The 25,261-nt window shown below is 56.4% G+C and carries 27 protein-coding genes; 10 read left to right on the top strand and 17 right to left on the bottom strand.

The window, feature by feature from the left end; all coding sequences use genetic code 11:
- Positions 1-5: 5 nt before the first annotated feature.
- Complete coding sequence (gene mnmA / locus AC2FJE_RS01245; RefSeq protein ID WP_496695423.1) at positions 6-1,151, bottom strand: tRNA 2-thiouridine(34) synthase MnmA; 1,146 nt, start codon at positions 1,149-1,151, stop codon at positions 6-8.
- Between the two features lie 129 nt (positions 1,152-1,280).
- Here mnmA and sciP point away from each other — a divergent pair, with 129 nt between their 5' ends.
- From sciP to AC2FJE_RS01220, 5 genes are all read left to right on the top strand, one after another.
- Positions 1,281-1,574, top strand: a complete 294-nt coding sequence (gene sciP, locus AC2FJE_RS01240) for a CtrA inhibitor SciP (protein WP_496753968.1) — start codon at positions 1,281-1,283, stop codon at positions 1,572-1,574.
- Between the two features lie 82 nt (positions 1,575-1,656).
- Entirely contained in the window at positions 1,657-2,373 is a 717-nt protein-coding gene (gene ctrA / locus AC2FJE_RS01235; RefSeq protein ID WP_113790658.1) for a response regulator transcription factor CtrA, read from the top strand.
- 124 nt (positions 2,374-2,497) lie between these two features.
- Entirely contained in the window at positions 2,498-4,624 is a 2,127-nt protein-coding gene (ligA, locus tag AC2FJE_RS01230) for an NAD-dependent DNA ligase LigA (protein WP_496753970.1), read from the top strand.
- Positions 4,621-6,711 carry an ATP-dependent DNA helicase RecG gene (gene recG / locus AC2FJE_RS01225; protein WP_496754765.1) on the top strand — a complete coding sequence of 697 codons (2,091 nt, stop codon included), beginning with the start codon at positions 4,621-4,623 and terminating at the stop codon, positions 6,709-6,711. The genes ligA and recG overlap by 4 nt, the downstream gene beginning before the upstream one ends.
- A 111-nt stretch (positions 6,712-6,822) precedes the next feature.
- A complete protein-coding gene (locus tag AC2FJE_RS01220; protein ID WP_255414864.1) occupies positions 6,823-6,945 on the top strand; it encodes a hypothetical protein in 123 nt (40 codons plus the stop codon).
- 185 nt (positions 6,946-7,130) lie between these two features.
- Here the strand turns inward: AC2FJE_RS01220 and AC2FJE_RS01215 are convergent, their stop codons facing one another.
- Positions 7,131-7,769, bottom strand: a complete 639-nt coding sequence (locus AC2FJE_RS01215; RefSeq protein WP_058277905.1) for a MarC family protein — start codon at positions 7,767-7,769, stop codon at positions 7,131-7,133.
- A gap of 59 nt (positions 7,770-7,828) precedes the next feature.
- The gene (locus AC2FJE_RS01210; protein ID WP_282118465.1) at positions 7,829-8,281 is read right to left on the bottom strand and encodes an iron-sulfur cluster assembly scaffold protein; all 453 of its coding nucleotides are present in this window, start codon (positions 8,279-8,281) and stop codon (positions 7,829-7,831) included.
- A gap of 48 nt (positions 8,282-8,329) precedes the next feature.
- Here AC2FJE_RS01210 and hisI point away from each other — a divergent pair, with 48 nt between their 5' ends.
- Positions 8,330-8,719 (top strand): phosphoribosyl-AMP cyclohydrolase, encoded by a 390-nt coding sequence (gene hisI, locus AC2FJE_RS01205; RefSeq protein WP_496753974.1) that lies wholly within the window; start codon positions 8,330-8,332, stop codon positions 8,717-8,719.
- Positions 8,720-8,725: 6 nt separating this feature from the next.
- Here the strand turns inward: hisI and gluQRS are convergent, their stop codons facing one another.
- The 4 genes from gluQRS to AC2FJE_RS01185 form a co-directional block, all read right to left on the bottom strand.
- Complete coding sequence (gene gluQRS, locus AC2FJE_RS01200; protein WP_496753976.1) at positions 8,726-9,622, bottom strand: tRNA glutamyl-Q(34) synthetase GluQRS; 897 nt, start codon at positions 9,620-9,622, stop codon at positions 8,726-8,728.
- Entirely contained in the window at positions 9,619-10,233 is a 615-nt protein-coding gene (locus AC2FJE_RS01195; protein ID WP_108858654.1) for a class I SAM-dependent DNA methyltransferase, read from the bottom strand. Before AC2FJE_RS01195 ends, gluQRS begins: the two co-directional genes overlap by 4 nt.
- Before the next feature lie 37 nt (positions 10,234-10,270).
- Positions 10,271-11,611 (bottom strand): methylenetetrahydrofolate--tRNA-(uracil(54)-C(5))-methyltransferase (FADH(2)-oxidizing) TrmFO, encoded by a 1,341-nt coding sequence (gene trmFO, locus AC2FJE_RS01190; RefSeq protein WP_496753978.1) that lies wholly within the window; start codon positions 11,609-11,611, stop codon positions 10,271-10,273.
- Between the two features lie 264 nt (positions 11,612-11,875).
- On the bottom strand, positions 11,876-12,661 hold the full coding sequence (locus tag AC2FJE_RS01185; RefSeq protein WP_282168336.1) for an enoyl-CoA hydratase: 786 nt from the start codon (positions 12,659-12,661) through the stop codon (positions 11,876-11,878).
- Positions 12,662-12,719: 58 nt separating this feature from the next.
- On the opposite strand from AC2FJE_RS01185, the gene AC2FJE_RS01180 reads away from it, so the two are divergent.
- Positions 12,720-13,163: a PaaI family thioesterase gene (locus tag AC2FJE_RS01180; RefSeq protein ID WP_282118460.1), complete on the top strand. Its 444-nt coding sequence runs from the start codon at positions 12,720-12,722 to the stop codon at positions 13,161-13,163.
- A 58-nt stretch (positions 13,164-13,221) separates the two neighbouring features.
- Here AC2FJE_RS01180 and AC2FJE_RS01175 read toward each other — a convergent pair whose 3' ends face one another.
- Positions 13,222-13,449 carry a DUF1127 domain-containing protein gene (locus AC2FJE_RS01175; protein WP_108858650.1) on the bottom strand — a complete coding sequence of 76 codons (228 nt, stop codon included), beginning with the start codon at positions 13,447-13,449 and terminating at the stop codon, positions 13,222-13,224.
- Positions 13,450-13,548: 99 nt separating this feature from the next.
- Between AC2FJE_RS01175 and AC2FJE_RS01170 the strand changes: the two genes are divergently transcribed.
- Positions 13,549-14,952, top strand: a complete 1,404-nt coding sequence (locus AC2FJE_RS01170) for an aminotransferase-like domain-containing protein (RefSeq protein WP_282168334.1) — start codon at positions 13,549-13,551, stop codon at positions 14,950-14,952.
- Between the two features lie 4 nt (positions 14,953-14,956).
- On the opposite strand, the gene AC2FJE_RS01165 is transcribed toward AC2FJE_RS01170, so the two are convergent.
- Entirely contained in the window at positions 14,957-15,319 is a 363-nt protein-coding gene (locus AC2FJE_RS01165) for a nuclear transport factor 2 family protein (protein ID WP_496753986.1), read from the bottom strand.
- A 242-nt stretch (positions 15,320-15,561) separates the two neighbouring features.
- Between AC2FJE_RS01165 and rplM the strand changes: the two genes are divergently transcribed.
- Positions 15,562-16,020, top strand: coding sequence for a 50S ribosomal protein L13 (gene rplM / locus AC2FJE_RS01160; RefSeq protein WP_058271592.1), 459 nt, complete (start codon positions 15,562-15,564; stop codon positions 16,018-16,020).
- Positions 16,021-16,025: 5 nt separating this feature from the next.
- Complete coding sequence (gene rpsI, locus AC2FJE_RS01155; protein WP_058271904.1) at positions 16,026-16,511, top strand: 30S ribosomal protein S9; 486 nt, start codon at positions 16,026-16,028, stop codon at positions 16,509-16,511.
- A gap of 75 nt (positions 16,512-16,586) precedes the next feature.
- Here rpsI and AC2FJE_RS01150 read toward each other — a convergent pair whose 3' ends face one another.
- The 8 genes from AC2FJE_RS01150 to AC2FJE_RS01115 all read right to left on the bottom strand — a co-directional run bounded on the left by AC2FJE_RS01150 (position 16,587) and on the right by AC2FJE_RS01115 (position 24,959).
- Positions 16,587-17,747, bottom strand: coding sequence for an ABC transporter substrate-binding protein (locus AC2FJE_RS01150; protein ID WP_496753988.1), 1,161 nt, complete (start codon positions 17,745-17,747; stop codon positions 16,587-16,589).
- A gap of 30 nt (positions 17,748-17,777) precedes the next feature.
- Positions 17,778-19,664, bottom strand: a complete 1,887-nt coding sequence (locus AC2FJE_RS01145) for an AMP-dependent synthetase/ligase (protein WP_496760493.1) — start codon at positions 19,662-19,664, stop codon at positions 17,778-17,780.
- A 5-nt stretch (positions 19,665-19,669) separates the two neighbouring features.
- Positions 19,670-20,443, bottom strand: a complete 774-nt coding sequence (locus tag AC2FJE_RS01140) for an ABC transporter ATP-binding protein (protein WP_282151184.1) — start codon at positions 20,441-20,443, stop codon at positions 19,670-19,672.
- Positions 20,440-21,204: an ABC transporter ATP-binding protein gene (locus AC2FJE_RS01135; RefSeq protein ID WP_282151185.1), complete on the bottom strand. Its 765-nt coding sequence runs from the start codon at positions 21,202-21,204 to the stop codon at positions 20,440-20,442. The genes AC2FJE_RS01140 and AC2FJE_RS01135 overlap by 4 nt, the downstream gene beginning before the upstream one ends.
- A complete protein-coding gene (locus AC2FJE_RS01130; protein WP_282151186.1) occupies positions 21,201-22,298 on the bottom strand; it encodes a branched-chain amino acid ABC transporter permease in 1,098 nt (365 codons plus the stop codon). Before AC2FJE_RS01130 ends, AC2FJE_RS01135 begins: the two co-directional genes overlap by 4 nt.
- A 3-nt stretch (positions 22,299-22,301) precedes the next feature.
- Entirely contained in the window at positions 22,302-23,177 is an 876-nt protein-coding gene (locus tag AC2FJE_RS01125) for a branched-chain amino acid ABC transporter permease (RefSeq protein ID WP_496760491.1), read from the bottom strand.
- 75 nt (positions 23,178-23,252) lie between these two features.
- Positions 23,253-24,281, bottom strand: a complete 1,029-nt coding sequence (locus tag AC2FJE_RS01120; RefSeq protein ID WP_496753994.1) for an alcohol dehydrogenase catalytic domain-containing protein — start codon at positions 24,279-24,281, stop codon at positions 23,253-23,255.
- A 183-nt stretch (positions 24,282-24,464) separates the two neighbouring features.
- Entirely contained in the window at positions 24,465-24,959 is a 495-nt protein-coding gene (locus AC2FJE_RS01115) for a hypothetical protein (RefSeq protein WP_109311528.1), read from the bottom strand.
- Positions 24,960-25,261: the final 302 nt, after the last annotated feature.

The raw sequence follows: 25,261 nt of genomic DNA, 5'->3' as shown, positions 1-25,261 counted from the left end.
AAGCCTCAGTAACCGCGCCAGATCCAGCCGCCGCCGTATATGCGGCTGCTTTCATTGGAATAGAACACACAGGCCTGACCGGGCGAAATGCCTTCCTCGGGTGTCAGCAATTCGACTTCGGCGGTCGTTTCAGACAGTGGTCGGATAATCGCCTCACGCGGCGGGCGGGTCGACCGCACCTTGACCGACAGATGCCATTCGTCGCGCGAAGTAAAAGGTTCATCCCCCAGCCAGTTGATCTCGCGCACCGGAACGGTCCGGGTCGCCAGCAGCTCTTTCGGGCCAACCACTACCTGTTTTTTGTCTACGTCCAGCTTCACCACATACAAAGGCTCGCTCAGCCCGCCGATACCCAGTCCTCGGCGCTGACCAATGGTGTAGTGGATGACGCCATTGTGCTGCGCCAGCACCCGACCGTCGGAATGTACGATCTCACCCGGTTCCGCCGCACCGGGGCGCAACTTTTCGATCACGCTGGCATAGTTGCCATCGGGAACAAAGCAGATGTCCTGACTGTCGGGCTTGTCCGCCACTGATAGACCATACTGCGCGGCCATTTCCCGGGTCGCGTCCTTCGAGGGCAGGTGGCCCAGAGGGAAGCGTAGAAAGTCCAACTGCTCAGGCGTGGTGGAAAACAGGAAATAGGATTGATCCCGGTTCGCGTCCTCGGCGCTGTGCAGCTCTGGCCCGTTCGCGCCCATCTTGCGCTGGATATAGTGACCGGTGGCCATGCAGTCGGCTTCAAGGTCCTTGGCTGTTTCCAGAAGGTCCTTGAACTTCACACGCTCATTGCAGCGGATACACGGGACCGGAGTCGCTCCGGCCAGATAGCTGTCGGCGAATTCGTCGATCACGGCATCTTTGAAGATGTTCTCGTAATCCAGAACGTAATGCGGAAAACCGCGTTCCTCGGCCACACGCCGCGCGTCATGGATATCAATCCCCGCGCAGCACGCGCCTTTCTTGGCCAAGGCCGCGCCGTGGTCATACAGCTGCAGCGTCACGCCAACCACGTCATAACCCTGATCGGCCAGATAAGCGGCAACAACTGAACTGTCGACGCCGCCAGACATGGCAACAACCACCCGCGTCTCTGACGGGGGTTTGGCAAAGCCAAGCGAGTTCAGCGGTGTCTCGGTATCGAGGGCCATGACGATTCCAGTGCGGGTTAAGAAAGACCGGCAGAATATAGGAAAATTCTACACACTCTCAAGGGGCGGTTTCACGCGACATTAAGTAGGCTGTTGTCAGCTTTGTCGCAGCTGAAAAAGGGTCAAGAGATGTATTTGCACAAAGTCGAAGGGCCAAGGTCCGTAACCCTGCCGGATGGAACGGTTTTATCGCGAAACGATCTGCCACCTGCAGAGACGACCAGATGGGTCGCTTCGCGCAAGGTCATTGTGGTGCGCGGCGTTCTATACGGGCTGATTTCGTTGTCGGACGCCAAAAAACGCTATGGGCTAAGCGATGAAGAGTTCAATTCTTGGGTTTCTGCGGTCGCTGAACACGGCGTGGATGCTCTGAAAGTGACGGCATTAAAAAAATATCGACAACCTAAAGATGAAAGTGAATAAATGATTCAACGGTAACGTCAGGTTAACCATTTTTGAGCAGTCTCAATTTGAATTGTTAAATTGACCCAAATTGGAGCAGTAAATGCGTATACTTCTTGTCGAGGATGATCCAACCACGTCGAAAAGCATTGAGCTGATGCTGACGCACGCCAACCTCAACGTCTATGCGACGGATCTGGGCGAGGAAGGCATCGATCTTGCCAAACTGTACGACTATGACCTGATCCTTCTGGACCTGAACCTGCCGGACATGAACGGTCACGAAGTATTGCGGCAGTTGCGCATTGCGCGGGTTGAAACACCCATCCTGATCCTATCGGGCGCTGATGACACCGAAAGCAAAATCAAGGGCTTTGGTTTTGGCGCAGACGATTACATGACCAAACCCTTCCACCGAGAGGAGCTGGTTGCCCGCATCCACGCAATCATCCGTCGGTCCAAGGGGCATTCCCAATCCATCATTCATACAGGTCGGGTCGCGGTGAACCTGGATGCCAAAACCGTTGAGGTTGAAGGCAAGGCTGTTCATCTGACTGGCAAGGAATACCAGATGCTCGAACTGCTCAGCCTGCGGAAGGGCACAACGCTGACCAAAGAGATGTTCCTGAACCATCTTTATGGCGGTATGGACGAGCCCGAGTTGAAAATTATTGACGTTTTCATCTGCAAACTGCGCAAGAAGCTCAGCAATGCGACCGGCGGCGAAAACTATATCGAAACCGTCTGGGGGAGGGGCTACGTGTTGCGCGATCCGCAAAGCAACAGCTTGGACGAACGTCGGATCGCTGTTGGAGCCTGACTTAAAATGAAATCTGGTCGCTGTAGGTTCAGGGCGACCCCCTCACTCATGGAACAGCACATCTGGACCTAGCCATGGCCTCGCCCTATCACTGGGTTCAAAGACTATGTGACAGGGCGAGGCCATGAGCGATTCAATTGCGGTAACAGAGCTGACTGAAGATCAAGCACGTGCCGAGCTGGCGCGGCTCGCGGAATTGATTGCGCGGGCCAACACGCTGTATCACGCCGAGGACGCCCCCGAGATCTCGGATGCGGACTACGATGCGCTAAAGCGGCGAAACGCGGACATCGAGGCGCGTTTTCCGGAGTTGAAGCGGTCCGACAGCCCCACAGATCAAGTGGGCGCAAGACCGGCGGAGGGATTTTCAAAACTCGTACATGCCGTCAGAATGATGTCGTTGGGCAATGCGTTCAACGATGAGGACGTTGCTGATTTTGACAGGTCAATCCGCAAATATCTGGGATTGAGCGACACGGCCGAGCTGGGTTTTACTGCTGAACCCAAGATTGACGGTCTGTCCCTATCGCTAAGATATGAACAGGGGAAGCTCGTGCAGGCGGCAACCCGAGGCGACGGCGAGATTGGTGAAAACGTGACTTCGAACGCGCGGACGATCTCGGACATTCCGCACAGCGTCCAAAACGCTCCGGATGTTCTGGAAGTACGCGGTGAAGTTTACATGTCGCATGAAGACTTCGATAAGCTGAACGCGCGACAGACGGAGTTGGGCGAAAAGATATTTTCAAATCCACGAAACGCTGCCGCAGGGTCGTTGAGGCAGCTTGACGCGAAAATCACACGATCCCGTCCGCTGCGGTTTTTCGCTTATGCCTGGGGTGAGTTGTCGGCCCCTTTGGCCGATACACAAATGGGTGCCATCGAACGGTTGGCGGAATTCGGTTTCTCAACCAACCCACTGACAGCATTGTGCGAAACAACAGATCAGTTGATCGGACATTACCGCAGAATCGAAGCCCAACGCGCCACTCTTGGCTATGACATCGACGGCGTTGTCTACAAGGTGAACGACTTGGCGCTGCAGGCCCGGTTGGGGTTCAGGTCCACGACCCCAAGATGGGCCATTGCGCATAAGTTTCCCGCTGAACTTGCATGGACAAGGTTAGAGGCCATCGACATTCAAGTGGGTCGCACGGGTGCGCTCAGCCCGGTTGCCCGGCTGCACCCGGTAACTGTTGGTGGCGTCGTAGTGTCCAATGCCACGCTGCATAACGAGGATTATGTCGCCGGTCGCGACGCAAAGGGCGGTACGATCCGTGATGGGAAAGATATTAGGGTCGGCGACTGGGTGCAGGTTTATCGCGCGGGCGACGTGATCCCAAAAGTGGCGGATGTCGATATTTCGAAACGTCCAGATGGCGCGCAACCTTATGATTTTCCCACAACCTGTCCGGAATGCGGCAGTGATGCGGTTCGGGAAGAAGGCGATGCCGTTAGACGTTGCACCGGTGGGATTATTTGCCCGGCGCAGGCTGTTGAAAAATTGAAACATTTCGTATCTCGAAAAGCGTTCGATATCGAAGGGCTGGGCGCCAAGCAGATTGAAATGTTCTACGATGACCCGGACTTGCCAATTAAAACCCCGGTGGACATCTTTACACTGCAGACCAGAGATGCGGCCAATCTCAACAAGCTCGCCAACCGTAAGGGTTGGGGTGCGCAAAGTGCCGGGAACCTTTGGGCTGCAATTGATGAAAAACGCCAAATCCCATTCGGACGCCTTCTTTTTGCATTGGGCATTCGACATGTCGGAGAGGCCGCATCGAATCTGATCGCGAACCACTATGGCTCCTGGCCAGAATTTGAACGCGCCGTCACCGCAGCCGCTGATTTCGAAGGTCCTGAGTGGGACGAGCTTTTGGGTATTGATGGCGTAGGTGACGTCATGGCGCGCGCGTTGGTTTCTGCATTTGCTCAGGACGCAGAACGCGCCAGCATCGACGCTTTGGTCGAGCAATTGGACGTGCAGGACGCCAAACGACCCGACACATCGGGCAGTCCGGTGGCTGGCAAGACGGTTGTCTTTACAGGGTCACTTGAAAAGATGACCCGCGCCGAAGCCAAGGCCCGGGCCGAGGCACTGGGGGCCAAGGTCTCTGGTTCGGTCAGCAAGAAGACCGATTTGCTGGTAGCAGGCCCGGGTGCGGGCTCCAAGGCCAAGAAGGCAGCAGAACTTGGTATCGAGACGCTGGACGAAGATGAATGGCTGCACCTGATCGGCACCGCATGAGCGGCCGCCCTGAAATCCTGTTTCCCCTTTTCGCGGGGCTCGAGACTCTGGAGGGCGTTGGCCCCAAGACTGCGCAGACAATGGTGCAGGCGGGGATCGAGTCGCCGCGTGATGTGCTGTTCGGCTTGCCCTACGCTGTCGTGGACCGCAGGCGGCGCGATACAATCCAGGGGGCTGATCTGCCAACGACATTGACGGTTGAGGTCACGGTCGGTACCCACCGACCGTCGCGAAGCAAGGGCGGGGCCTACCGCGTTCATGTCGAAGACACGCAGACCGAGTTTCAGTTGGTCTTTTTCCACGCGCGTGGCGACTATTTGAAAAAAGTTCTACCACAAGGCAGCCGTCGTGTGATCTCTGGCAAGCTCGAACTGTTCGACGGCATGGCGCAGATGGTCCATCCAGATCACATGCTGCCCGTGGAAAGCGCGGATGACATTCCTGAGTTCGAGCCGGTTTATCACCTGACGCAGGGCATCACCCAAAAGACGGCGTACAAGGCGGCACGTAGCGCATTGACCCGCGCACCAAAGCTGGCTGAGTGGATTGACCCTGCGCAAGTGTCAAAACAGGGCTGGGCGGATTGGGCCACGGCTGTATCCGCGGCGCACAATCCACAGGGGGCGGATGATGTGGCCGCGCATGCGCCAGCCCGGGAACGCCTTGCCTATGATGAGCTTTTTGCCCATCAGGTGACGCTGGCTCTGGCGCGACAACGCGAGCGAAAGGCCCGGGGCATCGTGAGCGTCGGCACTGGTGCTCTGCAAGCTAAAGTTCTTGCTAATCTGCCTTACAAACCCACCGGGGCCCAGGCGCTGGCGATCAAGGAAATAACCGCCGACATGGGCTCGGACGCACGGATGAACCGATTGCTGCAAGGCGATGTGGGCGCAGGGAAAACCTTGGTCGCCTTCATGGCACTTCTGGTCGCGGTCGAGGCTGGTGGACAGGGTGTCATGATGGCGCCGACCGAGATTCTGGCCAGGCAGCATTTGGAAGGCCTGCGCCCGCTTGCCGAAGAGGCCGGAGTCGTTCTGGAAATCCTGACGGGACGGGACAAGGGCGCCGAACGGCGTGCAAAGTTGGCCGCCCTAAAACAGGGCGATATTCACATCCTTGTCGGCACCCACGCGGTGTTTCAAAGCGATGTGGAGTTCCACGCCCTACGACTTGCCATTGTGGACGAACAGCACCGGTTTGGGGTCCGACAAAGGATGGAGCTGTCCGAAAAAGGGCAGGGCGCGGATGTTCTGGTGATGACCGCGACACCGATTCCGCGCAGCCTGGCTTTGGCGCAATATGGGGACATGGACGTCTCTGTTCTGGATGAAAAACCACCGGGGCGGAAACCGATCAAAACGGCGATTATCAGCACCGAGCGTATGGATGACGTCGTGGCGCATTTGCGTCGGGCTATCGATGAAGGACGTCAGTGCTATTGGGTCTGTCCGCTGGTCGATGAATCCGAAGTCTCGGACCTGACGGCAGCGGAAGAGCGGTTCAAACGGCTGCGCGCCATACTGGGCGAGGGTATTGTCGGCCTGGTCCATGGCCAGATGCCCGCGTCCGACAAGGATGCCGCAATGGCCGCGTTTCAAGAGGGCCGAACAAAAGTACTTGTTGCCACGACTGTAATCGAGGTTGGCGTGAATGTTCCGAACGCCTCGATCATGGTGATCGAACGGGCTGAGATATTCGGGTTGGCTCAACTACACCAGCTGCGCGGCCGCGTGGGACGGGGTGAGGCGGACTCGACCTGCTTGTTGATGTATCAACCCCCGCTCAGTGAAGGTGGGCGCAAACGGCTGGAAGTTCTGCGTGAGACCGAAGACGGGTTCCGGATATCAGAGACTGACCTGCAGATGCGCGGCGCAGGTGACCTGATCGGTACGGCCCAATCCGGGTTGCCTAAATTCCGGATTGCGGACCTGGAACGCCAGGCCGGATTGATGGCTGTAGCACAGACGGACGCACGCAATTTGCTTAGCAAAGACCCGACCTTGGCCACGGAACGTGGGCAGGCGGTGCGTGTTCTACTTTGGCTTATGAAACAGGATCAGGCAATCCGTTTAATTTCAGTGGGTTAGCAATTTTGTTCTATAGAGTTCACAAATGTTCTCAAAAAGTTCTTTACTGACTCGACGAAATATGAGAACAAAAGGTCAACAAAGGATTAAATCCCGACCGGAGGTGAGACCATGCTGACCCAGATCAAGACCGCCATAAGCCGTTCGCATTCCACGCTATTGCAGGATGCGGCAGGTGCGGTGTCATTGGTGGTGATGCTGGTGGTTGCCCTTCACCTTCCCGGAGCGTTCTGACCCTTTCTGCCTGCGATCTCGTGCCGAAAACTCCGCGCCGTCGTCCCCATTTCTGTCAAGGGTGACCTGCCTGTCCCAATTCCCTTGAAAGGGCCATGCCTCGGCCCTGCGCGGAAATACGGATCCCACGCGAGACACGCATTGCCTACCGCCGCCCTTTCCGCCAGGAAGGAGCGGCGGTTTTTTTACAACTGTCCGGTTTTGAAGATTTCCAGCATCGCCGACAGCACGGAATTTACCGCAACCGATGCCAGGATCATCCCCATGATGCGGCTGATAATGGCAGCACCGGAATGGCCAATCAGTCGAATGATCGGTTCGGCCAGCAGCATCAAAACAAAGGCGATGGCCACGACAGACAACATAACCAGTGCCGTGATGCCTTGATCCGCCACGCTGAACCGGTTGTTGTCGGTCAGGATAACCACGGCCAGCATTGCACCCGGCGACGCCAGTGAGGGTACCGCCAGCGGAAAGATCGCGGGGTTGGGCTTGTGGAATTTGTCTTCCTGATCGTCTTCTGCTGCGCGTTGTTCAACCTCTTGTTTGCTTTCGCCAAAGATCATCGTCAGGGCGAACAGGAACAGGATGATCCCTCCGGCCACTTGGAACGAGTTCAACCCGATATCCAGCGCCTCGATCAGCAGTTGTCCAAAGACAAGGAAGAACAGCAAAACCCCGGCACTTATGAACGCCGCCAACAGGGCTGTTTTACGACGCGCCGCCGCCCCAAGCCCGGCTGTAACGGCGATAAATACGGGAATTGTTCCAATCGGATCAATAACGACCCACAGGGTAACAAAATGTTCCAGCAAACTATTCAAACCAAATTCTCCCCAAAACTTTGGCGGAGGTTAGATGGGTTTGAATTGAATTACCATCTTCAGGCGCAGTTGGCCTGTTCGGCTTTTTCCATAGCTTCAGCAGTAGCATCCAACGCCAGCAGAATCGAAGCGTGCCGGTTCTTGTAATCACGCGCAGGCATAAGAACTTCCAGCCCGTTAAACGGTGCGTCCGGAGCAGGGCCGTCTTTCTTCAGCATAGCCGACAGTTGATCCCGCGCGGTTTCGATTTGCGCGCGCGTGGTTCCAATTACAGCGGATCCAACGACCGAGGCCGAGGCCTGACCCAGGGCGCAGGCCTTAACGTCCTGACCAAAGTCGGACACGTGACCGTCCTCAACCTTGACGTCCACGGTCACGGTCGATCCGCACAATGGCGAGCGTTTCTTGACGGTCGCATCAGGGTTTTCCAGTCGTTCCAGATGCGGAATATCCGCAGCCAGGGCCAGAATGCGCCCGGAATACAGCTTTATCAGGTCGTTCTCGCCAGACATGGCTTTCCCTCGTTGCGTGTTCCCCATACATAGTGGCCATCCACCGGGATGCAAAAGGTTTTTACAATGTCCGAGACCGTCACTTTCGATCTGTCTAGCCTGAAGTTTAACGACGCCGGTCTGATCCCGGCGATCGCACAGGATGAAGCCTCTGGCGAGGTGTTGATGATGGCGTGGATGAACGCAGAAGCGGTTGAAAAAACTCTTGAAACGCGCCGCGTGACGTATTGGTCGCGTTCACGTCAGTCGTTCTGGATCAAGGGCGAAACCTCGGGGCATGTTCAGGAACTGATCGATTTCCGCGTCGATTGTGATCGCGACTGCCTGCTGGTCCTGGTGCGACAGACCGGCGCGGCGTGTCATACGAACCGGCGCACCTGTTTCTACACCGCAGTGCGGGATGGTGAAGAGGTCGAGCTAATGCGGCCGCTGGACTAGGGTCGGTCACAGCCCGACCATGGCCCGAACCTGTTCTGCGGAAATCCCGTCGGCACGATACTTGGAAATTGCTCGCGCATCGTCGCGTTTGGCCAAGCGTTTGCCTGCATCATCTCGGATCAGTTTATGATGGTGATAAACAGGTGTCGGCAAGCCGAGCAGGGCCTGCAACAGAACATGGATACGCGTCGCCTCGAACAGGTCCTGACCGCGCACGACATGAGTTACGCCTTGCGCTGCGTCATCCAGAACGACGGATAGATGATAGGACGTTCCCATATCGCGCCGGGACAATACCACGTCTCCGATTGTGTCCCGTAACTCATCAGCAGTGAAAGTGACGGGCCCCGTTTCCCCTTCCGGACCCGCCCCTGTTTCTTCGAAAACTGCCGTTTTTGCATACGGTTGAGCGGCAGTCCTAAACAAATCTGGAACTACACGTGCAGCCACTTCAATGTCCAGTCGAAGGGGCAAATCTTGTGGAATCGGCCCCGATCGCTCTGAAACATGCCTGCACGTGCCCGGATAAATGATCCCATCCGGCCCATGCAGAGGAACTCCTTCCTGCGGTGCCCCCGCGGCGGCGGCAATGTCCCGACGGTTGCAGGTACAAGGGTACAATAGACCTTGGGACCACAACGTTTTCAGCGCCTTTTCATAAGTCGACACACGAGACGATTGCCGCATCACGGGTTCTGGCCAGGTCAATCCAAGCCAGGTCAAATCGTCATAAATCTGCTCTTCCCAATTTGCCCGGCAGCGGGAGCGGTCGATGTCTTCGATCCGCAACAAAAATTGACCGCCTGCAGCGGCGGCCATATCACTGGCAAGAAGTGCAGAATAGGCATGGCCAAGATGAAGCGGCCCCGTAGGAGATGGGGCAAATCTGGTAATGAATGTCACGTCTTCTCAACAACATATACGTCAGATTTAAGGTCCATCCCGGGAAGATGCGGCCCGTATTCCCGAAACAACAACCGCGCAGCGCCCATATCCAGCCAATCGTTCAAACGGGTGGTGAAGGACGGGTCGTCAAGTGTGTGATCGTTGAAGGAAAAGGCCAGTAAGCCACCTTTGGGTAGCGCCTTCATCAACAGGTCGAATGTCTCTGGCGGTGCGGCGCCGGTTCCGATCACGCCAATCGCTGTGATTGCCTTATAGGCATCTTGTTCCAGCGGTTCCGGATCGGTGATCTCAAACGTAGTGAGGTTTCTGTAAACCTCCTTGGCGGCGGCCCCTTCAAGCATCTTTGGCGTGGGATCCACACCATCGATTACCTGAAATCCCGTATCGTGCAGGGCTTTGCCGGACAGACCCGTGCCACAACCGTAATCCAGAACAGGCGTCTGCGGTTCGGGCATCTGGGACCAAAGTGCCTCGGCCACGCGGCCAGGCGTAGCGTAGCCATGTGACCCCACTTCGGCGTCGTATGACGAGGCCCACTTCTGATAATGCGTACGGGTCGCTTCGGGCGTATCAAGCCCGTAGGCGTCTTTGAGGTATTTGTCGCTCATACCCGTATGTTAGGCCGGTAGGGTGCAATGCGTCCAGTCAGCAATGCGCCAGCCAGTCTGTCCATTCCGTCTTGGCCCGGTCGGTGTAGGCCTTGTACCGGTCCTTACGGCCCCGGCGCCCCCCTTTGAGGCCATCAACCGGGCGAAACAGACCAAAGTTGACGTTCATGGGTTGAAAGGTCTTGGCTTCGGCCCCGCCGGTGATGTGATGTATCAACGCGCCCATTGCACTGTCCTGCGGGATCTCGGGCAGGGAACGCCCCAGGATCTCGGCAGCAGCCAGCCGCCCAGCCAACAAGCCCATTGCAGCGCTTTCCACATAACCCTCGACGCCGGTGATCTGGCCAGCAAACCGAATATTCGGCTTTGATTTCAGCCGCATCTGCGCGTCCAGCAATGTCGGAGAGTTGATGAACGTGTTGCGATGAATCCCGCCTAGGCGCGCGAAACTGGCATTCTCAAGACCGGGGATCATGCGGAATACGTCAGTTTGTGCACCATATTTCATTTTGGTCTGAAAGCCGACGATGTTGAACAACGTACCCAGTGCGTTGTCTCGGCGCAGTTGCACAACAGCATGAGGTTTGACGTCAGGCTGATGCGGATTTGTCAGGCCGACCGGTTTCATCGGGCCGTGGCGCAGCGTCTCGCGGCCCCGTTCCGCCATAACCTCGATGGGCAGGCAGCCGTCAAAATACCCGGCAGTTTCACCTTCGTGAAATTCGGTTTTGTCAGCGGATAGCAGGGCGTCAATGAAGGCCTCGTACTGATCGCGGTCCATGGGACAGTTCAGATAGGCCGTCCGCTCCTCTTCGGTTTCGCCCTTGTCATAACGTGACTGCATCCACGCCTGGCTCATGTCGATGCTGTCGGCATAGACAATGGGCGCGATCGCGTCGAAGAACGCCAGAGCCTCAGCACCTGTCTGAGCCCTGATTGACTCGCCCAGTGACGAGGACGTCAACGGACCCGTCGCGATGATCCAGTGGCCGTCGTCGGGCAGGGCGGTAACTTCTTCGCACGTCACCTTGACCCGTGGATGGGCCTGCAGCTTGGCGGTCACTGCTTCGGCAAACGGATCACGATCCACGGCCAATGCGCCACCGGCGGGCAGGCGATGCGTATCGGCGGTGCCCATGATGATGCCGTTGGCTTCGCGCATTTCCCAATGCAGCAGACCGACGGCATTCTGTTCGTCGTCATCCGAGCGGAAGGAGTTCGAACACACCATCTCGGCCAGATTGCCGGTCTGGTGCGCAAAAGTGCCCACTTTGGGCCGCATTTCGTGGATTACAACGTCCACGCCCATTTCCGCTGCTTGCCAGGCCGCCTCGGACCCTGCCATGCCGCCGCCAATTATATGCAATTTCTGTGTCATGAGGTGCCACATAGGGCACAGCATCGCGCAACGCAACACACGCAAGATTTCGCGTTGATTAGCTAGTAATTTAAGGAGGGTACTTGGGGTCGCCGCAGCGGGAATGTCAGCGCCGGTGAGAGAAACCAGCTTGGAGGGACCTTCCGCCTACAGCGACCCAAAAGCGTATTTGGGCCTAAGCCATGTCTCAGCTTTGCCACAGTGTGGCCCTTTTGAAAAGGACTAAATTGCGAACAGTCGCGAAAAATACCTTAAATAATCTCGTTATTGTTCCCAATTTGGCGGTCTTTTTTCGATAAATGCAGATATTCCTTCTTCGGTATCCCGATGCATCATATTCTGCGCCATTACCTCTCCGGTATAGGCGTAGGCCTGTTCGATCGGCATATCCAATTGCTTGTAATAGGCCTGTTTGCCCACTTTGACCGCTGATCCAAGCTTGTCCGCCAGTTGTTCGGCCAGCGCCATCGTTTCATGTTCCAACAACATTTCGGGTACTGCGCGATTGACCAGGCCCAGCTCTGTAGCGCGTTCTGCGGAGATGAACGCGCCTGTCGTCAACATCTCAAATGCCTGTTTCCGGGGGATATTCCGGCTGAGGGCCACCATTGGGGTCGAGCAAAACAACCCGATATTGACCCCGTTTACACCAAAGCGCGTGCCTTCGGCTGCAATCGCAAGATCACAAGTGGCCACCAGTTGGCAGCCGGCGGCTGTGGCGATGCCGTGGACTTGCGCGATCACGGGTTGCGGCAGGGATTGAATCGACAGCATCATTTTGGCGCACTGCGCGAACAAGTCCTGGAAGTAGGCTTTTCCCCCATCCTCGCTCTGACGTCCGGCAGTCATCTGTTTCAGATCGTGACCTGCGCAAAACGCCTTGCCTTCGCCGGACAGGATCACGGCGCGAATGCTCGAGTCGTTACTTAAGGCGTCGAATTCAGCCTGAAGTGCTGCCAGCATCTCTTCGCTCAGGGCATTCAGGCGCTCTGGCGCGTTCATTTTTAAACGGGCAACGCCATTCATGTCGTTACGTTCCAGAATTCCCATCTTGCTCTCCGATCTGATGTCAGGCCAACTCTAGGGCGGCAATTCGAGGAGGGGAAGTATGTCGTTGGTTTTGAACCGCGAACAACTGTCAGATTATCTGGTCGAGGTTTTTCCACAGGTCGAGAAGGACTTTGTCATCGACAGCCTGGATGAAAACTCAATCACCATGCGGCTGAAGGTCGGGGACAGGCATCTGCGGCCAGGGGGGACAGTTTCAGGCCCGTCGATGTTCGGTCTGGCCGATGTCAGCGTCTATGCAATGATCCTTGCATTGAAAGGACGTCAGTCGCTGGCGGTGACGACGGGGTGTTCGATGGATTTCATGCGCAAACCCGATGGGGCCAACGATATGATCGCGCGCTGCAGCTTGCTAAAACTAGGCAAGACGCTTGCGGTAGGCGATGTTCTGATGTTCTCGGAAGGCTCAGACAAACCCGTCGCGCGGGCTACGATGACCTACTCATTGCCACCTGCGGGGTCTGCAGCATCGGCGTTTGGATAAAAAAGGGCCGGGTATGAAACCCGGCCTAGGAAGAGGTCCCTATAGGGACTGGGGATAATTAATACTGCCAGAAATAGCGTTTGATCTCGCGGTCGGCCGCGGGGCGGGTCAGGCCGACATCTTTAAGCATGCGATCATCCAGCTTTGACAGGTTAACTCTGCTGCGGCGCTGTCGTTCCCACTGTGTGACAGTCGCCGCAAACCGCACGGCCAGCGCGGCGATCATCGGCAGCCGAGGGCTATCGTTCAGCAGCATGAGGGCGGGGTTGTGCATATGGCGTGTCATCTTGGGTATCCTTTCAAATTGTATTGACACAAAGTACTAATGTTCGGTACATATATGTGATACATTCGGGATTGTGTCAAAAGCAAAGGAAGAATTGTAATGGATACAATTTGGCCAGAGGCGTTACCAAAATCCAAAGGTCCCAAGTACACACTGGTCGCCGACACAATACGAAAAGCGATTGAGAACAAAGCGCTGGAGGTAGGATCTAAACTGCCTCCAGTCCGGGAGCTTGCGTATCGGTTACAAATAACGCCCGGCACGGTTGCCCGGGCATATACGATTCTGACGGAAGAAGGCTTGCTACAAGCCGAGGTCGGACGTGGTACATTTGTCGCCCCTCCAAAATCACCTTTGCTGGACGATGTGTGGGCAAGACAACTTCACCTGCGCGACGACAAGTACAACGCCGATGTCAGCTTGTTCAGCCCCAGATTACCGGATGTGGGGCAGGTGGCATTGATCAGGGAATGTCTTAAGAAAGTGTCCCAAGCCGATCCGCGTTTGCTGATGAATTACCCGACGCGCGATGCGTACCAACCCATGCGGCAGGCGGTCGTTGAATGGCTCTCAGATCTGCCGCTTGGCGCAGTGACCCATGATGATGTGGTTCTGACGCATGGTGGGCAAAATGGTCTTTGCCTGGTGTTTCAGACGATCCTGCGCGGCCCCAAACCGGTCGTTCTGGTTGAAGATCTGTCATATGCCGGTTTCCGTCGGGCAGGTGAGTTGATGCGAGCCGAGGTTGTCGGCGTGAAGATGGACAAGTGGGGCATTGACCCTCAGGCTATGGATCACATTTTGCGTCAGACCCAGGCGCAAGCGGTTTGCGTCTCGCCCGAGGTGCAAAACCCAACCGGTACACATACGCCGCTGGAACGTCGAAAAGAGGTTGTGGAAGTCGCCCGCCGCCATGATTTGCAGATCATTGAAGACGATTGCTATCGAATGGGGGACGCACGCGAGCCCAGCTATCGTGCATTAGCACCTGAACGGGGTTGGCATGTTTCGTCGATCTCAAAAATCCTGACGCCAGCCCTGCGGGTCGGGTTCGCCATCGCCCCGCGCGAACGCAGCGTCGATCTTCGGCGCTCAGCCGAATACGGCTATTTCGGTTTGGCACAACCGCTTGCAGAGCTGACCCGGCTGTTGCTGTCTGATCCACGGACACGGCAGATCGCCAGGGACGTCCGCGCCCGGATGGGCGATTATGTCCGGGTGACGGTCAATGCGCTTGGCGGCTTTGATCTGAACTGGGCACCGGACGTGCCGTTTGTCTGGTTGAACTTGCCGTCGGGTTGGCGTGCCGCCGCATTCAGCCGTGCTGCTGAACGCGAAGGCATTCAGTTACGGTCTGCCGACGAGTTCGCCCTGCGGGACGGCCGTGCACCCAATGCCGTACGCATTGCGATGAACGGGCACGTGTCATTGGAGCGGTTCGAGGCCGCAATGCAGCGCCTGCGGGCGCTTTTAGATAATCCGCCGGAACAGATCAGCGTTTAGGCCCCTAGCTCAATGGGGCGGGGTCGCCAAAGAACCCGGCCAGATGTGAAATCTTGCCTTGTTCATCCAATCGAACGAAATCGTGGCCGGTCACCATTACGGTGCCTTCGGGGTCAACCATATGCCAAGTAAAGTGGACGACATCGTGATGATTGTTGGGGTTACTAGTCAGCTCAACCCGCCCGCCAGAGCTTTGGAGGACTTCCGCGATATGATCGCACAGGTTTGACCGCCCGTTCACTTCTGCCGTCGGGTCTACATAGACGCCATCCGTGGCGAAACACTTGGTTAATAGGTCAAGGCGTTGACCTTGGTCCGCCTGTTGCCAGGCCGCCCCGTAATCGGCGATGGTTTGCTGCCAATCCATTCTCTGGCCACTCCTTTTTTGTTCGCTGGTCTACGACAGTATATCTGGTCGGGGATATTTGCGGAAATTGATGGCGATTTCATGGGGTAAAATAATACCTATTTCATAATACGCTGTAATTGCTAGATTATTTTTGATTTCATGTTCTTGACGCGCCACAAGGGTACATCTAAATACGCAACATCGAATTCGGGCCGCTCCGTATGTGGGCGGTCTTTCACATCAAACAGGACTATCCTGCCATGAAAACCTTTTCTGCAACACCTGCAGACATCGACAAGAAATGGATCCTGATCGACGCCGAGGGCGTTGTTCTGGGTCGTCTTGCTTCGATCGTCGCCATGCGTCTGCGTGGCAAGCACAAAGCGTCGTTCACCCCGAACATGGACATGGGCGACAATGTCATCGTGATTAACGCTGACAAAATCCAGATGACCGGCAAGAAGCGCGAAGAAAACTTCTACTGGCACACTGGCCACCCGGGCGGCATCAAGTCGCGCACCAAGCAGCAGATCCTTGAAGGCAAGCACCCCGAGCGTGTTGTGACCCAAGCGGTCAAGCGCATGCTGCCTGGCAACCGCCTGTCGCGTCAGGTTATGACCAACCTGCGTGTTTATGCCGGTGCTGAGCACCCGCATGAAGCCCAGTCGCCCGAAGTTCTGGATGTTGCATCCATGAACAAGAAAAACACCCGGAGCTAATGACCATGGCTGATCAGATCAATACTCTCGAAGAGCTGAGCGCCGTTGCAGGCGTTGAGGTTGTGGCCGAAGAAGTCATCGTGCGCGAACCCGTACGTGACGAACTGGGTCGCTCTTATGCCACCGGCAAGCGTAAAGACGCTGTTGCCCGCGTTTGGATCAAGCCGGGTTCCGGCAAGGTCACCGTAAACGGCAAGGATCAGGACAAGTATTTTGCGCGTCCCGTTCTGCAGCTGATCCTACGCCAGCCGTTCCAGGTTGCCGGTGTTGAAGGTGAATTCGACGTTGTCGCAACCGTCAAAGGCGGTGGCCTGACCGGTCAGGCCGGTGCGGTCAAGCACGGCATCTCGAAAGCGCTGCAGCTGTACGATCCGTCCCTGCGTGGCGCACTGAAAGCCGCTGGCTTCCTGACCCGCGACAGCCGTGTTGTTGAACGTAAGAAATACGGTAAGCGTAAAGCGCGTCGTTCGTTCCAGTTCTCGAAGCGTTAATTCGCCACCGAGTACACAAAATCAAAAGGGCTCGCATTTGCGAGCCCTTTTTTCGTTTTAGATGCGTGTTGGGGGTTATTCTTCGTACACCATCTTCCAGGCACCGTTTTCGACAACATTCACATAGACTGAGTCAGCCCCCTGATGGTCATCAGGTCCAAAAGTCATGTGGTTGCCCACCAGTTCATCCTGATAGTCCAGCGTTTCCATCGCTGCGATAAAGCTTTCATGCGTCAGATCGGGGCCAGCAGCCTCAAGCGCTTTGACCATCGTTTCGGCCGCAGAATATCCCAGCATGGCAAATCCGACGGGGTCTTCACCGGTTGCCGCTTTATATTCTTCGATAAAGGCGGCAGGGGCGGGGTCTTCTGCGCGGGACCACAGATCCTGCCACGACGCGGCGGCGTAGAACCCGTCTGTCACTCCGCCCGGCACTTGCGCAACAACAGTCAGGAAACTGGCCGATGTACCGAGAAACTTCATATCCGTCAGGCCCATCTTTTTGGCGGTGCCGACAACGGTAATGGCCTGACGCACACCCAAAGCGATCGTGACGATATCGCACCCTTCTTCCTTGAGCTTGCTCAGCGAGCCCACGAAATCAGTTTCATCCGGCTTGTGCGTGGTCTCGGCGACAAACGCGATCCCGGCTTCTTCGGCACCGGCCTTGGTACCTTCGACGATTTCGGCACCAAAATCGGTTGGCAAGTACATCGAACACACAGACTGCCCGCCGAACTCTCCCGCCAGATACTTCACGCCAACACGGCTTTGGTCAAAGTAGGTCGAAAAGGCCGTGAACTTGTTGTCCATCGGTTCCTGCAGCATTTGCCGTGCAGCGGACAGTGGGGCGACATTAGGAATACCTTTTGGATCCAACAACTTGAAGCCCGCGACATTCATCGGAGTTCCCAGCGACTGTAGCATCGCAAACACCTTGTCGCGGTTCAGCAGCTTATTATAGCCCTGCATCGCACGCGGCATCTGATATCCGTTGTCCTCGACCACATAGCGGATCGTACGTCCGTGCACGCCGCCATTGGCGTTCACGCGATCGAACACCACATTCGCACCTTTGGTGGCCGGAACACCGACGGCCGCGAAGATACCGCTCAGATCGTTGACCGACCCGATGATGATCTCATCATCCGTGACACCCTGTGTCTGTGCATTGGCAAGGGTCGCCGAAGCCGTCAAGGCGGTGGCCGCCGCCAGCCGCATGATCACATTCTTCATCTTTCTCCTCCCTTTAGGTTATCTCTTTTATTAATTGTACATGTCTTCAATAAGATGGCCGTGCTTCTTTTCGACAAAGCTGCGTTTCAACTTCATCGTTGCGGTCAGTTCGTCGTCATCCGCTGTCAGTAGCACATCAATCAGGCGAAAATCCTTGATCTGTTCGACCCGCGCGAAATCCTTGTTCACGGCATCGATTTCCGCCTGAATCTGATCTTTGACTTCGGATGCGGCACATAAGGACGCAAAATTCGAGAATGGAATCTTCCGGTCTTGTGCAAATTTCTCAACGTTTTCCTGATCAATCATGATTAGCGCGGTCAGATACTTGCGCTTGTCGCCGATTATCACCGCGTCCGCGATATAGTGGCTGAATTTCATTCTGCTTTCGATCTCGGCCGGGGTGATGTTCTTGCCGCCAGCAGTGATGATGATGTCTTTCATGCGGCCTGAGATGGTGACGTAGCCGTCGTCGTCGATATGCCCCAGATCACCGGTTCGCAGCCACCCATCGGCGGTGAAAGTCTCGGCCGTTTTAGCGTTGTTGCGCCAATATCCTTGAAAGATATTAAGGCCTTTTAGCTGAATCTCACCGTCTTCGGATATCCGGATATCATTTCCGGGCACAGCGCGTCCGATGGTTCCGACCTTATTGCTTTCAATGGTGTTTAGCGTCGCTAGACCCGAGGTCTCGGTCATCCCGAACCCCTCGACCAACGGCACGCCAATTGCCCAGTACCATTTCAGCAAGTCCGTTGAAATCGGAGCCGCGCCTGAACCTCCGCGCCGCATCTTGTCCATACCCAGCATGCGGCGCAAGTTGCGCAGTACCAGCCGGTCCCACACCCAGAATTGCGCGGCGACGCCGGCTGGGACGGGTTTGTCGGCCAGAATGTACTCGGCCCGCGCAAGCCCTGCCTTCAGGGCCATGCCAAAGGCTGCGCGGCCCGTGGGCGTCGCATCTTGAGTCATGATCTGAACGTAGGAATAAATCTTCTCCCAAACACGCGGAACAGCGGTGAAGGTCGAGGGTGAGATCTCTTGCAAGTTCGCAAACACGGTCTCCGGGCTTTCGGCAAAATTTACGATGCATTTGGCGGCAAGTGGGAAGTAGATGGATACGTCACGCTCTAGAATATGGCACAGCGGTAGAAAGCACAGCTGTTCGTCCGTCTCTAAGGCAGGCAACGCATGTGCCCCACATTCTATTGCCGCAAGGATGTTCTCATGGCTCAGCATCGCGCCTTTCGGCATTCCCGTGGTGCCCGAGGTGTAGATCAACAGCGCGGTATCCTGCGGCGACGCCAGCGCGATTTCGGCCTCGAAACGGTCGGGATCTACAGCCTCGGCTTGTTGGCCCAGCGTATACAGCGCGTCGATCATCATGCAGCGCGCGTGATCCAGATCGTGCAACCCCTCATCATCAAGAATGATGACATTCAGAAGGCCGGGAACCTCATCTTCGACCTGCAGGAACTTGTCCAACTGCTCTTCGTTTTCGACGATCAGAAATCGGCTGTCACTGTCATTGATGAGATATTTCAATTGGCTGGAAGAATCGGTGGTGTAGACGCCCGATGCGATGCCTCCGACGGCCTGAATGCCCATGTCGAACCAGGCCCATTCTTTTCTATCCTCGGACAGGATCGAGACAACCTCACCCCGTTGCAGTCCCAATTTACGCAGGGCCAGCCCAATCCACTTGGCGTGCTGCCAATAGTCCGTCCAGGAATATGACCTCCAGATGCCAAGGTCCTTTTCGCGGTGCGCCGTTCGATCACCAAGCTCAGTGCAGCGGTTCCGAAACAGCTCGCAAATCGTGGTGCTTCCATCGACACAAACCGGGCGTTGGCCGGGGGTTGCGTTCAGGCGAACGCCGTTGACTGTGATCTGAGGGGGCAGGGTGCTGATATTCATCTGTCTCACCTCCACGTCTTTTTCCGCTTCCAACGGCGGTTTTCCCGCGCGCCTTCTTCCTGAACGCCCAGATAGAAATTCTGGATGTCCTCTGACCGCATCAGAACATCTGCGGCGCCGTCCATGACGATGCGTCCGACCTCCATTACATAGCCATGGTGGGCCAGTTCCAGGGCGGCGTTGGCGTTTTGCTCGACCAGCATCATGGTCATGTTTTGCTCGTCATTCAGTCGTTTGAGGATGCCAAAAATTTCCTGAACCAGCAGCGGTGACAGACCAAGCGAGGGTTCATCCAACAGCATGATCTTTGGGTTGGCCATCAAGCCACGGCCGATTGCCAACATCTGTTGCTGCCCGCCAGATAATGTTCCCGCCTCTTGGTTGCGACGTTCCTTGAGGATCGGAAAGTATGAGAACACCAGATCCCGATCGTGATCGATCTGACCCTTGTCCTTCAGGGTATAGGCCCCGAGGCTGAGGTTCTCGTCGACCGTCAGCAATGGAAACACTTCACGCCCTTCGGGCACATGAACGATGCCTTGCTGCACGACCTTGTGTGGCTCGGACCCCTGAATTTCGTCGCCGTCAAACGTGATCTTGCCCTTTTCCGGATCCATCACGCCAGAAACGGTTTTCATCAGCGTGGTCTTGCCCGCGCCATTGGCGCCAAGGATCGAGACAATTTGGCCCTGATGAACATCCAGAGAAACACCCCGGATCGCCATGATCGGACCATAAAAACTTTCGATGTTGCGGATTGTCAGGATCGGCTCGCTCATGAGGCTTTCCCCAAATAGGCCTCGACCACCGCCGGGTGCGACTGAACCTCAGCAGGTGTTCCCAGCGCCAGTTTCGCGCCGTCCGCCATTGCAAGAACGCGGTCTGAAACGCCAGACACCAGCCCCATATCATGCTCGACCATCAGTACCGTGATCCCCATCTGCCGCCGGATATCGTCAATCCACCAGCGCATGTCGGTTGTTTCTTCGACTGACAGACCCGAGGCCGGTTCGTCCAACAATAGCAGCTTGGGATCGGTGGCCAGTGCGCGGGCCACCTCGACTACCTTACGCACGCCATAGGGCAGGCCAGAAATCATTTTGTCGCGGAACGCCTGCAGGTCGAGGAAGTCGATAATCTCTTCGACCTTTTCGCGGTTCTCCAGTTCCTGTCTTCGTGCGGAGGGCAGAAACAACACCTCGGACAGCATGTTGGTTTTGCGGTGGCGGTGCCGTCCGACAAGCAGGTTCTGCAAGACCGTGGCATGCTCGAAGAGTTCGATGTTCTGAAATGTCCGCGCCACACCATATGCAGCCACGCCGGACGGTTTGGCCTTAAGCAAGTCGTGCCCGTCGTAACGGATTTTGCCTGCGTAGGGGTCGTAGAAACGCGAGATTAGGTTGAAGACCGTGGACTTCCCTGCACCATTAGGGCCAACGATGGCGAAAACCTCGCCTTCCTCGACTTCGAAAGATAGATCATTGACGGCAGTCAACCCACCGAATTTCAGGGTGACGTTTTCGAACTCAAGCAGGCTCATCTCAGGCGCTCCGTCTTGAGGTAGGATTTCTGACGCTTGAACATGTCTTTGCGATAGAAGGGAAACAGCTCGAACCACGTGCGAATTTTCAGCCAGCGCCCGTACAGGCCCATCGGTTCAAACAGGATGAAGGCGATCAGGATCATACCGAAGATACCGAATTCCAATCCCGGGATGGCGACGGTATTGCCACCAAACACTGCGCCCACATACTCCTTTGATATCGACAGGAACTGGGGCAGGAACCCGATCACGATCGCTCCAAGGAATGCACCGTGGACGGATCCCAGACCACCGATCACGATCATCATCAGTAGCTGGATTGAGATCAGGACGCTGAACGTCTCATTGTTGAATGCGCCCGAGAACATACCCATCAACGCGCCCGCCCATCCGCTGACCGCGCAGGACAGCGCGAACGAGATCATCTTGGTCCGTGCAATGTCCACGCCCATGGCCTGTGCCGACACTTCAGAATCCCGAACAGCGATAAAGCTACGCCCCAAAGGCGCGCGCAACAGGTTGATGTAGCCAAGCGTCACCAGCACCGCCACACCAAGAACCAACCAGAAGAACTGAACCGGAGTGCCCCAGCGGTCGACCAGGAACCCGAAGATCTCGACACCGCCAAGATATTTGCCCGCGACACCGCCCGTAATCGGCTCGGCCAGAACGATGACGTCATCCATCAGGATGGACAGGGCCATTGTGAAGATCGCGAGATATATCCCGTGCAGTCGCAGGGCAGGGATGGCGACCGTCACTCCGGCCAACCCGGTCAGAATACCAGCCAAGGGGAAGGCAATCAGGAACGGCACGCCAGCTTCAAGAAGAATGACGTTGGCGTAGCAACCAAAGGCCAAAAACGCGGCATGACCTAGGCTGACTTGCCCTGTGTGACCCGTCAGGATCATCAACCCCAGGCCCGCGATGGCCCAGATCAGCACGTTTGTCAGCTCACCCAGGTAGAAGTCGTCCAGCCACCACGGAGCGGTCGCGACAACTGTCAGCAAGATCAGGTACAGGCAAAGCTGATACGCGTCCTTCCATGGTCGGATATCCTGCATGTAGTTGGTTTTGAACACAATCCGCATGATTTAGACCTTCTTGACCCGAACCTGACTGAACAGCCCATTCGGGCGAAAGATCAGCACCGCCAGCAGCAGCGCATAAGGCGCGATCTGGCTGTACCCTGCCGCGATGTAGCGGCTGGCAAAGGGCTCGATCACACCAACGATCAGCCCGCCAGCCAATGCTCCCGGCAGGCTTCCAAAGCCACCGATTACGGCTGCGGCGAAGGCCTTGATGCCGAGCAAACCGGTGGTTGGATCGACAGACCCCTTGGCCGCGAACAAGATGCCTGCAATCCCCGCGACAACCCCCGCCAAAGCCCAGATAAAGCCCTGCACACGCTTCACCGGTATTCCCATGTAATACGCCGCCAACTGGTTCTGCGACGCGCCCTGCATCGCAAGACCCAGCTTGGTTCGGCTGAAGAAAACATACAGCCCCCAGGTCAGCAAGATGGTCACGACGATGACCGCGACGTCCTCCATCCCCAGCACCAGTCCGCCAAAGCGGACTTCCTTGCCGGCCAACGGGTTTTGAAGCGTCTGCGGCTCGTGCCCCCAGATCAACCCGGCTGCGAACCGGATTACGAAACCCAAAGCGATGGTCAGGATAACAACTGCCGTTTGGCTTTCTCCAAACAAACGCCGGATGGTCAGGCGATCAAGCAAGTAGCCCAACGCGCCCATGATCCCCAATGAAATCGGCAAGGCCATCCAGAAGGGCAGCCCCATATACTCCGTATTCGTAAGCCCGATCGTCACGAAGGCGCCCAACATCATGAAGTCGCCCTGCGCGAAATTCACTGCCTCGGTGGCCTTGTAAATCAGAACAAAGCCAAGCGCGATCAGGCCGTAGACACAGCCATTCGCCAGCCCGCTGATCAGCAGCTGCGCGTTATCCAAGTTTGTCCTCCCATGCCGGTTGGCCCGGCGTTCCTTACGCCCCGGACATCCTCCTTCGTCCGGGGCTTTGTTCTACTATGGCGTGATAATCACCTTCCCGTCACTCTTTTTCAGAGCATTGGCCAGATTTGCCACCACATCACGCAAGCCAAGCCGTTCAGAAACATCCGTTTTCCAGCGTCCGTCAGCAAACCGGGCCTGTACCTCACCAACGACTCTCATCTGGTCCGCCGGAGGCGTTGACGTCATCCACTTGGTCAACCAGAACCCCTCGATCCGCTTGCCCATAAAGATCAACTGACCGGTTTGTGTCAGCTTTGGCAATTCGGGGCTGAGCTTGCCGTAGATGACCCACCGCGCACCGTTGGGCATCGAACAGAAAATCTGCTCGGAAACCTGATCCGTCACGGCATCCAGAAAGACACGTGGTTTTAGTTCCATGCTGAGCGCTGCGAATTTCTGCATCATGTCCGGGTCGGACGTGACCAAGACCTCATGAGCGCCAAGTTCCTTCAAGGATTCCACTGCCTCGGCCCGACGCACGATTGCGATGGGTTTCAGCCCCAAGTCGCGACCCAATGAGCACATGAGTTTGCCCAACTGGCTGGTGGCCGCCGAAACGACAAATGCATCGCCCGCACCCCGCGCGATGTCCACCATGGCCATCGCTGTCATGGGATTGATGACCTGGGCGGAACCATCTTCGTCCGAGATATCGGGCCGCAGTGGGATACACATCAGCGCCTGCGTCACGACATACTCCGCCCACGCCCCGGAACCAGCCGCCACAAAGGCAACCCGTTGACCCTGCAACGCTTCGGCACCGGTGCCGGTGGCCATCACGTCGCCACAGCCTTCGAACCCGGCGGGCGTGCCTTTGACACGCGGTTGCCCGTATTCTCCCTTGATAAAGTGGAGATCGGATGGATTCACCGACGCCGTCCGTAATTTGATCAACACCTGACCGGGACCGGGTTCGGGTACGGGAAGCTCGGCCTCGGCCAGCCAATCGGCGGCATCCTCGATAAATGGACCGGTGGCCGATCCGGAATAGCCGTCATGGGTTTGAATGACGGCGAACATGTTTGGGGGCAGGGTGGTCATTATGTCTCCTATCTCCTGTGCGGACACAGCACAGAACAGGTCTGTTGCAAGTGGTGTTGCGTTGGATTTAGGGGCAGCCAATCAAACGGGTGCTGAGACGTCAATCAGAGTTGCGCCTGACGTAACGGGAATGCGCGCCCGGTAAAGAATAAGGGCCGCTCAAAATAGAACGGCCCCCAGAAATTATTGTTGTCCAGTCAGAAGCGTGCGCAGCTCTTCGATCTTCTGAGCAATCAACTGAGGGGATGCCTTGATTTCATCCAGGATACCCAAGGCTTTTGTTTTCAGGTCCTGTGACAACTGGCTATCCTGAACCGAAGCTACCATGGCGTCATAGTCAAAATTCTGGACGGAAAGCGTACCTTCTTCGATCCAGGAATTCAGCAAGTCTTGCCCTTGATTGGCCAGGGACGCGACCTGATCTCCGGCCTGATCGGCCAGATCGGTGGCCGCCTGTCCGGCTTGTTCGGCCGCTTCGGTGGCTTGGTCAGCAATGGAAGATGCGGCTTCGCTCGCCTGTTCGGTGGCGGCATCCACGGCATCATTTACGGCCGCACCTGCGTCCTGGGCCGCCGATTGCAGGCTTTCGGCAGGCGTGGGTTCGGGTTGATTGAGGTAATAGTAAGCTCCGGCGCCAAGTCCGGCGACGATAACAGCTAATATGAGAGTACGCGACATGGGGTTCTCCTTGAAATATGTGTCGCTTAGATGAGGGTAAATTATCAGTGATCAAAGGGGAATTCCCAGAAATTCATTTCAATTCGGGGGTTTGAGCCAGCCTGCGCCGATCTGATGGAACCAGGTGGCAATAACACGCCGTCATGCGGACAGCACGGCAGGTGAGCTTGATTATTCGCCAAAATCCGAGGCGGAATTGGGCCGGAAGCAGACACATTCGGCACAAAAGGCGAGCGGTGGTGTCAAAGTAAAGTGACATAGTGGGGTGGATTAATGGCGCCGATTGAAAGCTTGGAACGGTG

The organism is Ruegeria sp. CDSC002 (genome assembly GCF_059610905.1).
This window is presented reverse-complemented; position numbering and strand designations above follow the sequence as displayed.

Coding starts and splice junctions, on each gene's coding strand:
- hisI (WP_496753974.1), top strand. CDS start 8,330: ATGCAAAAGGTTTTTACAATGTCCGAGACCGTCACTTTCGATCTGTCT.
- AC2FJE_RS01165 (WP_496753986.1), bottom strand. CDS start 15,319: ATGGATTGGCAGCAAACCATCGCCGATTACGGGGCGGCCTGGCAACAG.
- ligA (WP_496753970.1), top strand. CDS start 2,498: ATGAGCGATTCAATTGCGGTAACAGAGCTGACTGAAGATCAAGCACGT.
- AC2FJE_RS01140 (WP_282151184.1), bottom strand. CDS start 20,443: ATGAGCGAGCCGATCCTGACAATCCGCAACATCGAAAGTTTTTATGGT.
- ctrA (WP_113790658.1), top strand. CDS start 1,657: ATGCGTATACTTCTTGTCGAGGATGATCCAACCACGTCGAAAAGCATT.
- rpsI (WP_058271904.1), top strand. CDS start 16,026: ATGGCTGATCAGATCAATACTCTCGAAGAGCTGAGCGCCGTTGCAGGC.
- AC2FJE_RS01210 (WP_282118465.1), bottom strand. CDS start 8,281: ATGTCTGGCGAGAACGACCTGATAAAGCTGTATTCCGGGCGCATTCTG.
- AC2FJE_RS01185 (WP_282168336.1), bottom strand. CDS start 12,661: ATGGGAATTCTGGAACGTAACGACATGAATGGCGTTGCCCGTTTAAAA.
- AC2FJE_RS01115 (WP_109311528.1), bottom strand. CDS start 24,959: ATGTCGCGTACTCTCATATTAGCTGTTATCGTCGCCGGACTTGGCGCC.
- AC2FJE_RS01120 (WP_496753994.1), bottom strand. CDS start 24,281: ATGACCACCCTGCCCCCAAACATGTTCGCCGTCATTCAAACCCATGAC.
- AC2FJE_RS01150 (WP_496753988.1), bottom strand. CDS start 17,747: ATGAAGAATGTGATCATGCGGCTGGCGGCGGCCACCGCCTTGACGGCT.
- AC2FJE_RS01135 (WP_282151185.1), bottom strand. CDS start 21,204: ATGAGCCTGCTTGAGTTCGAAAACGTCACCCTGAAATTCGGTGGGTTG.
- AC2FJE_RS01195 (WP_108858654.1), bottom strand. CDS start 10,233: ATGAGCGACAAATACCTCAAAGACGCCTACGGGCTTGATACGCCCGAA.
- sciP (WP_496753968.1), top strand. CDS start 1,281: ATGTATTTGCACAAAGTCGAAGGGCCAAGGTCCGTAACCCTGCCGGAT.
- mnmA (WP_496695423.1), bottom strand. CDS start 1,151: ATGGCCCTCGATACCGAGACACCGCTGAACTCGCTTGGCTTTGCCAAA.
- trmFO (WP_496753978.1), bottom strand. CDS start 11,611: ATGACACAGAAATTGCATATAATTGGCGGCGGCATGGCAGGGTCCGAG.
- AC2FJE_RS01175 (WP_108858650.1), bottom strand. CDS start 13,449: ATGACACGCCATATGCACAACCCCGCCCTCATGCTGCTGAACGATAGC.
- rplM (WP_058271592.1), top strand. CDS start 15,562: ATGAAAACCTTTTCTGCAACACCTGCAGACATCGACAAGAAATGGATC.
- AC2FJE_RS01145 (WP_496760493.1), bottom strand. CDS start 19,664: ATGAATATCAGCACCCTGCCCCCTCAGATCACAGTCAACGGCGTTCGC.
- AC2FJE_RS01220 (WP_255414864.1), top strand. CDS start 6,823: ATGCTGACCCAGATCAAGACCGCCATAAGCCGTTCGCATTCCACGCTA.
- AC2FJE_RS01130 (WP_282151186.1), bottom strand. CDS start 22,298: ATGCGGATTGTGTTCAAAACCAACTACATGCAGGATATCCGACCATGG.
- AC2FJE_RS01170 (WP_282168334.1), top strand. CDS start 13,549: ATGGATACAATTTGGCCAGAGGCGTTACCAAAATCCAAAGGTCCCAAG.
- recG (WP_496754765.1), top strand. CDS start 4,621: ATGAGCGGCCGCCCTGAAATCCTGTTTCCCCTTTTCGCGGGGCTCGAG.
- AC2FJE_RS01180 (WP_282118460.1), top strand. CDS start 12,720: ATGTCGTTGGTTTTGAACCGCGAACAACTGTCAGATTATCTGGTCGAG.